Genomic DNA, 352 nt, shown 5'->3' with positions numbered 1-352 from the left:
GCCACGACGAGGATCAGCACCAGCACCAGCAGCACGCGCAGGATACCGCCGAAGAGCCGCAGGATCAGCAGCAGGATCAGCAGCGCGATCACCATCAGCACCAGCGTCTCGACCTGCGGCGTCAGGTGCAGGGGCGCCATCAGGTGACGCAGCCACGCCTCGCCCGCGGCCAGACCCTCCATCACCACGTGGACGATGGTGCGGATCAGGTCGAGGATGATGCCGGCGATGTGGTCGATCTGTTCCATGGCGGCGAAACGGCCCTGCCCGGTATCCGGTTCCGTCACACGGCGGTGAAATCAGACATGACCGGCGGATCGGGCCTGCCACTCACGCCCGGCCGCGCAGCCCC

At 67.6% G+C, this 352-nt stretch carries 1 protein-coding gene; it reads right to left on the bottom strand.

Annotated features, from left to right (window positions below; translation table 11 throughout):
* The coding region (locus B8460_RS20430) for a hypothetical protein (protein WP_206742668.1) at nucleotides 1-248 on the bottom strand (248 nt) is incomplete at its 3' end.
* Between the last annotated feature and the right edge of the window lie 104 nt (nucleotides 249-352).

It is taken from the genome of Acidisphaera rubrifaciens HS-AP3 (assembly GCF_000964365.1).
Taxonomy (GTDB): Bacteria; Pseudomonadota; Alphaproteobacteria; order Acetobacterales; family Acetobacteraceae; genus Acidisphaera; species Acidisphaera rubrifaciens.
This window is presented reverse-complemented; position numbering and strand designations above follow the sequence as displayed.